This is a genomic window from Citreimonas sp. (assembly GCF_042096055.1).
Lineage (GTDB): Bacteria > Pseudomonadota > Alphaproteobacteria > Rhodobacterales > Rhodobacteraceae > Citreimonas.
Genome location: NZ_JBELMH010000003.1, coordinates 46,387 through 51,974, shown reverse-complemented (window position 1 = coordinate 51,974; position 5,588 = coordinate 46,387). Strand labels below are relative to the sequence as shown.

Sequence of the window (5,588 nt, the reverse complement as noted above, 5' to 3'; positions counted from 1 at the left end):
TCGTCCGGCTTCGGCGCGCATTTCGCCGAGGTGGCCGTGCATCGCTGGACCGGCGAGGTTCGCGTGCGTCGGATGCTGGGCCTGTTCGACATCGGCCGCGTGTTGAACGAACGGACCGCGCGCGGGCAGGCGCTCGGCGGCATGGTCTGGGGCCTGGGCGGCGCGCTGACCGAGATGCTGGAGCACGATCCCCGCACCGGGCACATCGCCAACCGTGACCTCGCCAACTATCACGTCGCCGCGCATGCCGACGTTCCGTCGGACATGCAGGTGGATTTCCTGCCGGTGCGCGACGATCACGCCAACCCGATGCAGTCGAAGGGCGTGGGCGAGCTGGGCATTTCCGGCTCGGGCGCGGCGATCCTGAACGCGATCTACGACGCCAGCGGCGCGCGCGTGCTCGAACTGCCGGCGACGCCGGACAAGGTCATCGCCGCGATGGAACGCGCCTGATCCGGGGCGGCCGGGCGCTCAGCCCGGCTGCCGTTCCGCCCATCCGGCGAAGATCTTCTCGAGCGCGACGACGATGTAGTAGAGAACGATCCCCAGGAACGCGAGCGCGATCAGCACGGCGAACATCAGGGGATAGTTGCTGTTGGTCTTGCCGCTGTCGAACAGCGCGCCCAAGCCGCGACCGTGAGGCGACACGATCTCCATCAGGTTGGTCCCGATGAAAGCCAGCGTCACCGACACCTTCAGCGCACCGAAGAATTCCGGCAGCGTCTTCGGCAGGGCGATCTTGCGGAAGATCGTCGTCTGCGAAGCACCGAGGCTGCGCAGGATGTCCCGGTACTCGGGTTCAAGCGTCGACAGCCCGATGCTGACCGACACGGCGATCGGGAAGAACGAGATCATGAAGGCGATCAGGATCGTATTGAAATCGTGAGCGCCGACGAACAGCAACGCCACGATGGGCACGACGGTCGCCTTGGGTATCGCGTTGAAGCCCACCAGCAGCGGGTAGAGCGCGTCGCGCATCGTGCGCGAAAAGCCCATGACCATGCCGAAACCGACGCCCACGACCACCGCCAGAACGAGGCCCACGATCGTGCGCCACAGCGTCTGCCAGCCCATCACGAGGAACAGGTCCCAGTATTGCGCGTAGGCCGCCGGAAGGTCCGAGGGCGAGGCCATCAGGTAGTCAGGCCAGCCGTTGATCCAGACGATCAGCTCCCACAGCAGCAGGAAGACGACGACCGCGGCGATCGGCGCCACGACCGCGCGGCTCGTCAGGAAACCGGCGATGCCGGCGCCCCGGCGCGGCCGCTCGGCGCTCATGTGTTCGGGAACGTATGCCATCTGTCGCCTCCTATCGTACCGCGCGGACGGGCGTTTCCGCCTGCGGCGCGGCGCGGCCCTGTGCGACCTCGATCTGGTGGCGCAGGATCGCCAGCATCTCGGAGGCCTCGGCGGTGTAGAGGTGGTCCAGGTCGCGCGGCCCGCTGGTGCCCACGTCGAGCACGTATTGCGTGCGCGCGGGCCGGCCGGACAGCACGATCACCTGGTCGGCCAGGAAGATGCTCTCGCGCAGGTCGTGGGTGATCAGCACGCCGGTGAAGGGCTCGCGCTCCTTCACCTGGTGCATGATCTGCCACAGATCCTCGCGCGTGAAGGCGTCGAGCGCGCCGAACGGCTCGTCGAGGATCAGCACCTCGGGCTTGTGCACCAGCGCGCGGCACAGCGAGGCGCGCTGCCGCATGCCGCCCGACAGCTCGGAGGGGCGCTTGTCCTCGAAGCCTTCCAGCCCGACCATCGACAGCAGGCTGCGCGCGCGGTCCTCGCGCTGCGCGCGGCTCAGGCTGTTGGGCACGATCTCCAGCGGCAGGATCACGTTGTCGAGGATCGTGCGCCATTCCAGCAACACCGGGTTCTGGAACGCCATCCCCACGGTCGAGCGGGGCGAGGTCACCTCGGTCCCGTGCAGCTTCACGTGGCCCTGGTCCGGTCGCATCAGGCCGGCGATCAGCTTGGTCAGCGTGGACTTACCGCAACCCGACGGGCCGACGACGGCGCAGAAGCCGCCCTCGGGCACCGCGATGTCGAGCCCGTCCAGCACCGGCAACGGGCCCGAGTCTGTCTTGTAGGCGTGGCGCACGCCCGAGATTTCGATGAGGTTGGTCACATGCGGCCTGTGGTGGAGGCCGGCGCGACCGCTTGGCCGCGCCGGGTGTTGCGAAACCGGCGCGGGGCCGCGCCGGAACGGATCACTCGACGTCGAAGCCGCCCTCGGGCAGGTATTCGTCGGTGAAGTAGAGGCTTGCGTCGGGCTCGGTCTGGAACTCGTAGGTCTCGGCGAGTTGCGCCAGGGCCGAGTCCATGCGCGCGGGGTCGATGACGCCCAGCCCGTTCTCCTTCACCCACTCGGTGAAGACGTTCTGGTCCATCGACATCTGCAGCCGCTCGGTCTCGAGCGCCGCGTCGGCGGCGGGGTTGCGCTCCATCAGGCTGTCGATGCCGGCCTCGGGGTTCTCGCGCACGTCTTCCCAGCCCATGGCCACGGCGCGCAGGAAGCCCTCGATCAGTTCGGGGTTTTCGGCGGCATAGTCGGTGTTGATCAGGATCGCGTTGCCATAAAGGTCAAGCCCGTGATCCGCCATCAGGATGTTGCTGATGTCGTCCTCGGGCACGCCAAGGCGCTTGAGGTTCAGCACCGAGCTGAACGAGAAGCCGGTGATCGCGTCCACTTCGCCCTCGGCCAGCATCGGCTCGCGCGTGGGGAAGCCCACCGGCTCGACGGTGATCGAGTCCACGTCTAGGTCGTTGGCGCTGGCGAAGGCCGGGAACTGCGCCCAGGCGCCATCGGGCGGCGGTGCGCCCAGCACTCGGCCTTCCAGGTCCTTCGGCGCCTCGACGCCCTGGCTCTTGCGGCCGACGATGGCGAAGGCGGGCTTGTCGTAGATCATCATCGCCGCCTTGACCGGCGCGTCGGGGTTCTGGTCGAGGAACTTGATCAGGCTGTTGATGTCGCCGAAGCCGACCGGGAAGGCGCCCGTCGCGACCTTCGGGATCACGTCGACCGAGCCCGAGCCCGCCTCGATCGAGACGTTCAGGCCCTCGTCCTCGAAGAAGCCGCGGTCGATCGCGGCGAAGTAGGGCGCCGCCGGGCCTTCGAACTTCCAGTCGAGCGCGAAGGGCATGTCGGTCGTCTGCGCCCCGGCGATCGTGGCGGCGAACAGCGCGCCGGTGACGGCGATGGTGCGGTGGAACACGTGGGTCTCTCCCTGTTGGACCTGTTTTATTCGTGACGCCCGTATCTACGCCGCGCGGCCGGCGCGGGACAGCGCCCTTGGCCAAGCGTGGCCAAGCCGTGGGCGCGATGCAAGATAAATGGGCATGTGAGTGCGTGACGTGCCTGCCGAACGGGCAGGGCGGCGCAAACGCTCAGCGCGCGATGTAGCGGTCGCGGCGGTGGTTGATGATGATCACGCCGTTCAGGATCACCGCGCCCAGCAGCGACCATGCAACGACCGGCCAGGGAAACAGGGTCAGCGCGACGAGGAAGACGCACAGGTCGAAGGCCAGCTGCGTGGCGCCCGCCTTGATGCCGCGCGTGTCCTGCAGCCACAGCGCCACGATGCCGACGCCGCCCAGCGTGGCGCCGTGGCGGAAGAGCGACAGCAGCCCCACGCCCGAGAGCACGCCGAAGAGGCCGGCGCCGAGGGCGGGGTGCAGCGGGCCGACGCTGAGGACCAGGGGCAGCGACTCGGCGATCGAGGCCATCAGCGTGACGGCGGCGAAGTTCTTCAGGGTGAAGGTCCAGCCGATCTGGCGCACGGCCAGCACGTAGAAGGGCAGGTTCAGCACGAAGAAGATCAGGCCGAAGGACCAGCCGGTCGGGTAGGCGATGACCAGCGAGAGGCCGGCGATCTGGCCGGTGAACAGCTCGGCGGCGCGCAGGAACTGGATCGACAGGGCGACCAGCGTGGCGCCGATCAGGATGCCCTGGGCGTCCTCCCATGGGGTGTGACGGTCGGGCGGGGGCGAGCTGAGAAGAAGCATGCGGCCATCGACCCCGGCGGCGCGGGCAAGTCAAGCGCCGGGGCGCGTTCGGGCGGGGCCGGGGGCCGGATTGTGCGGAATCCGGGCAGGCTGCGGGACGATGGCGAAAGGGGCGTCATGGGGTGTCCCACGATGGGACAGGATTGCGGCTTATGAAAATCAATGGCTTGCAGAGACGGATTCATGTTTCGTCAACACTTGGGCCGTTCCGGAGGGGTGTCGCAAAGACCGGTCCGAAGGCCGTTCCGCCGTGGCTAACCGAATCTGAACCTGTGGCAGGCAGGATGCCCGCACGGCAACCAGAACGGAGCCCAGATGACGCGAACGCTTTGCACCGGCATGTTGATCGCCGCGGCCCTTGGCGGCGGGGCCGGGGCCTCGCCCGTGTCGCTGTTGTCCGAAGGGGTGTTCCGCACCGACCGCGCGGCCTTCATCCCGATGGAGGACGGCGCGGGCTTCGGCGCGGGCGCGCGCGGCATCCTGCAGCCCGAGGCGGGCGCGCCTTCGGACGACGACCGGCCCGGCGGGCCGAGCCTGTTCGCCATGCTCGACGGCCGCGGATTGTGGGAGCCGGCGCCGCGCGCAGGCCTGGGGCTGGGGGGCACAGGCGCCGACTTCGTGGGCGCACTGGCGGCGCGGGCGTCGCGGCTGCGCGACGTCATCGCCAAGGCCGAGGCCGGGCGCGCCGGGTTCGACGCGGTCCAGCATGGCGCGAAGATCCCGCCGCCGGACCGGCCGACGCGCATGACGATCGCCGAGATCTATGCCTGGATCGAGGCCACGCCGCGCCAGCCGCACGCGATCGGGCGCTACCAGTTCATCCCGTCCACGCTGCGCGCGCTGGTCGAGGCGCTTGAGATCGACCCGCATACCCGGTTCTCGCCGGCGGTGCAGGACCGGCTGGCGGACCGTCTGCTGGCGCAGGCCGGCATGCACGCCTTCGATTCCGGGGCGCTGTCGCGCGACCGGTTCATGCTGAACCTCGCGCGGATTTGGGCCGGCCTGCCCACCGAGACGGGCAAGTCGTTCTACGAGGGCTATGCCGGGAATTCCGCCACCATGAGCTGGGGCGCGTTCGAGACCGCGATGGCCGACATCTTCCCCGCCCGGGCGCGCCCCTAGGCGCAGGCCCGGACGGGGGCGCGCGCTCAGACCAGCGCCATCAGCTTGTGCGCGGCCTCGCCGGATGATGCCGGGTTCTGGCCGGTGACGATGTTGCCGTCCATCACCACGAAGGATGCCCAATCCTCGCCCTTCTCGTAGTGGCCGCCATTGGCGTTGAGCATGTCCTGCACCAGGAACGGCACCACCTTGGTCAGGCCCACGGCCTTTTCCTCGGAATTGGTGAAGCCGGTGACCATGCGCCCGGCGATCAGCGCGCGGCCGTCGGCACCCTTGGGGTTCTTGAACACTGCCGGCGCGTGGCAGACCGCGCCGATGGGCTTGCCGGCGGCGGCGAAGCGTTCGATCAGCGCGGTGCTGTGCGCGTCCTCGGCCAGGTCCCAGAGCGGGCCGTGCCCGCCGGGATAGAACACCGCGTCGAAGGCATCCTCGGACACGGTCGAGAGCGCAACGGTGTTGGCCAGCGC

Annotated in this window: 7 protein-coding genes; 2 read left to right on the top strand and 5 right to left on the bottom strand. The window is 69.0% G+C overall.

All coding sequences use genetic code 11. The features are described 5' to 3' along the window. Positions 1-453: molybdopterin cofactor-binding domain-containing protein (locus ACFDTC_RS01780; RefSeq protein WP_375257148.1), on the top strand; the 453-nt coding region annotated here is incomplete at its 5' end. An 18-nt stretch (positions 454-471) separates the two neighbouring features. Here ACFDTC_RS01780 and ACFDTC_RS01775 read toward each other — a convergent pair. The 4 genes from ACFDTC_RS01775 to ACFDTC_RS01760 form a co-directional block, all read right to left on the bottom strand. Continuing rightward, positions 472-1,299: an ABC transporter permease gene (locus ACFDTC_RS01775; RefSeq protein WP_375257147.1), complete on the bottom strand. Its 828-nt coding sequence runs from the start codon at positions 1,297-1,299 to the stop codon at positions 472-474. Positions 1,300-1,309: 10 nt separating this feature from the next. Beyond that, positions 1,310-2,122: an ABC transporter ATP-binding protein gene (locus tag ACFDTC_RS01770; protein ID WP_375257146.1), complete on the bottom strand. Its 813-nt coding sequence runs from the start codon at positions 2,120-2,122 to the stop codon at positions 1,310-1,312. Between the two features lie 82 nt (positions 2,123-2,204). Further along, positions 2,205-3,209 carry an ABC transporter substrate-binding protein gene (locus ACFDTC_RS01765; protein ID WP_375257145.1) on the bottom strand — a complete coding sequence of 335 codons (1,005 nt, stop codon included), beginning with the start codon at positions 3,207-3,209 and terminating at the stop codon, positions 2,205-2,207. A 172-nt stretch (positions 3,210-3,381) separates the two neighbouring features. Then, positions 3,382-3,999 (bottom strand): YitT family protein, encoded by a 618-nt coding sequence (locus ACFDTC_RS01760; protein WP_375257144.1) that lies wholly within the window; start codon positions 3,997-3,999, stop codon positions 3,382-3,384. Between the two features lie 315 nt (positions 4,000-4,314). On the opposite strand from ACFDTC_RS01760, the gene ACFDTC_RS01755 reads away from it, so the two are divergent. Continuing rightward, positions 4,315-5,121: a hypothetical protein gene (locus ACFDTC_RS01755; RefSeq protein ID WP_375257143.1), complete on the top strand. Its 807-nt coding sequence runs from the start codon at positions 4,315-4,317 to the stop codon at positions 5,119-5,121. A 26-nt stretch (positions 5,122-5,147) separates the two neighbouring features. Here the strand turns inward: ACFDTC_RS01755 and ACFDTC_RS01750 are convergent. Beyond that, positions 5,148-5,588: type 1 glutamine amidotransferase domain-containing protein (locus ACFDTC_RS01750; RefSeq protein WP_375257142.1), on the bottom strand; the 441-nt coding region annotated here is incomplete at its 5' end.

Excerpts from the sequence above, each read along its gene's own strand:
- ACFDTC_RS01760 (WP_375257144.1), bottom strand. The coding sequence starts at position 3,999 with ATGCTTCTTCTCAGCTCGCCCCCGCCCGACCGTCACACCCCATGGGAG.
- ACFDTC_RS01775 (WP_375257147.1), bottom strand. The coding sequence starts at position 1,299 with ATGGCATACGTTCCCGAACACATGAGCGCCGAGCGGCCGCGCCGGGGC.
- ACFDTC_RS01755 (WP_375257143.1), top strand. The coding sequence starts at position 4,315 with ATGACGCGAACGCTTTGCACCGGCATGTTGATCGCCGCGGCCCTTGGC.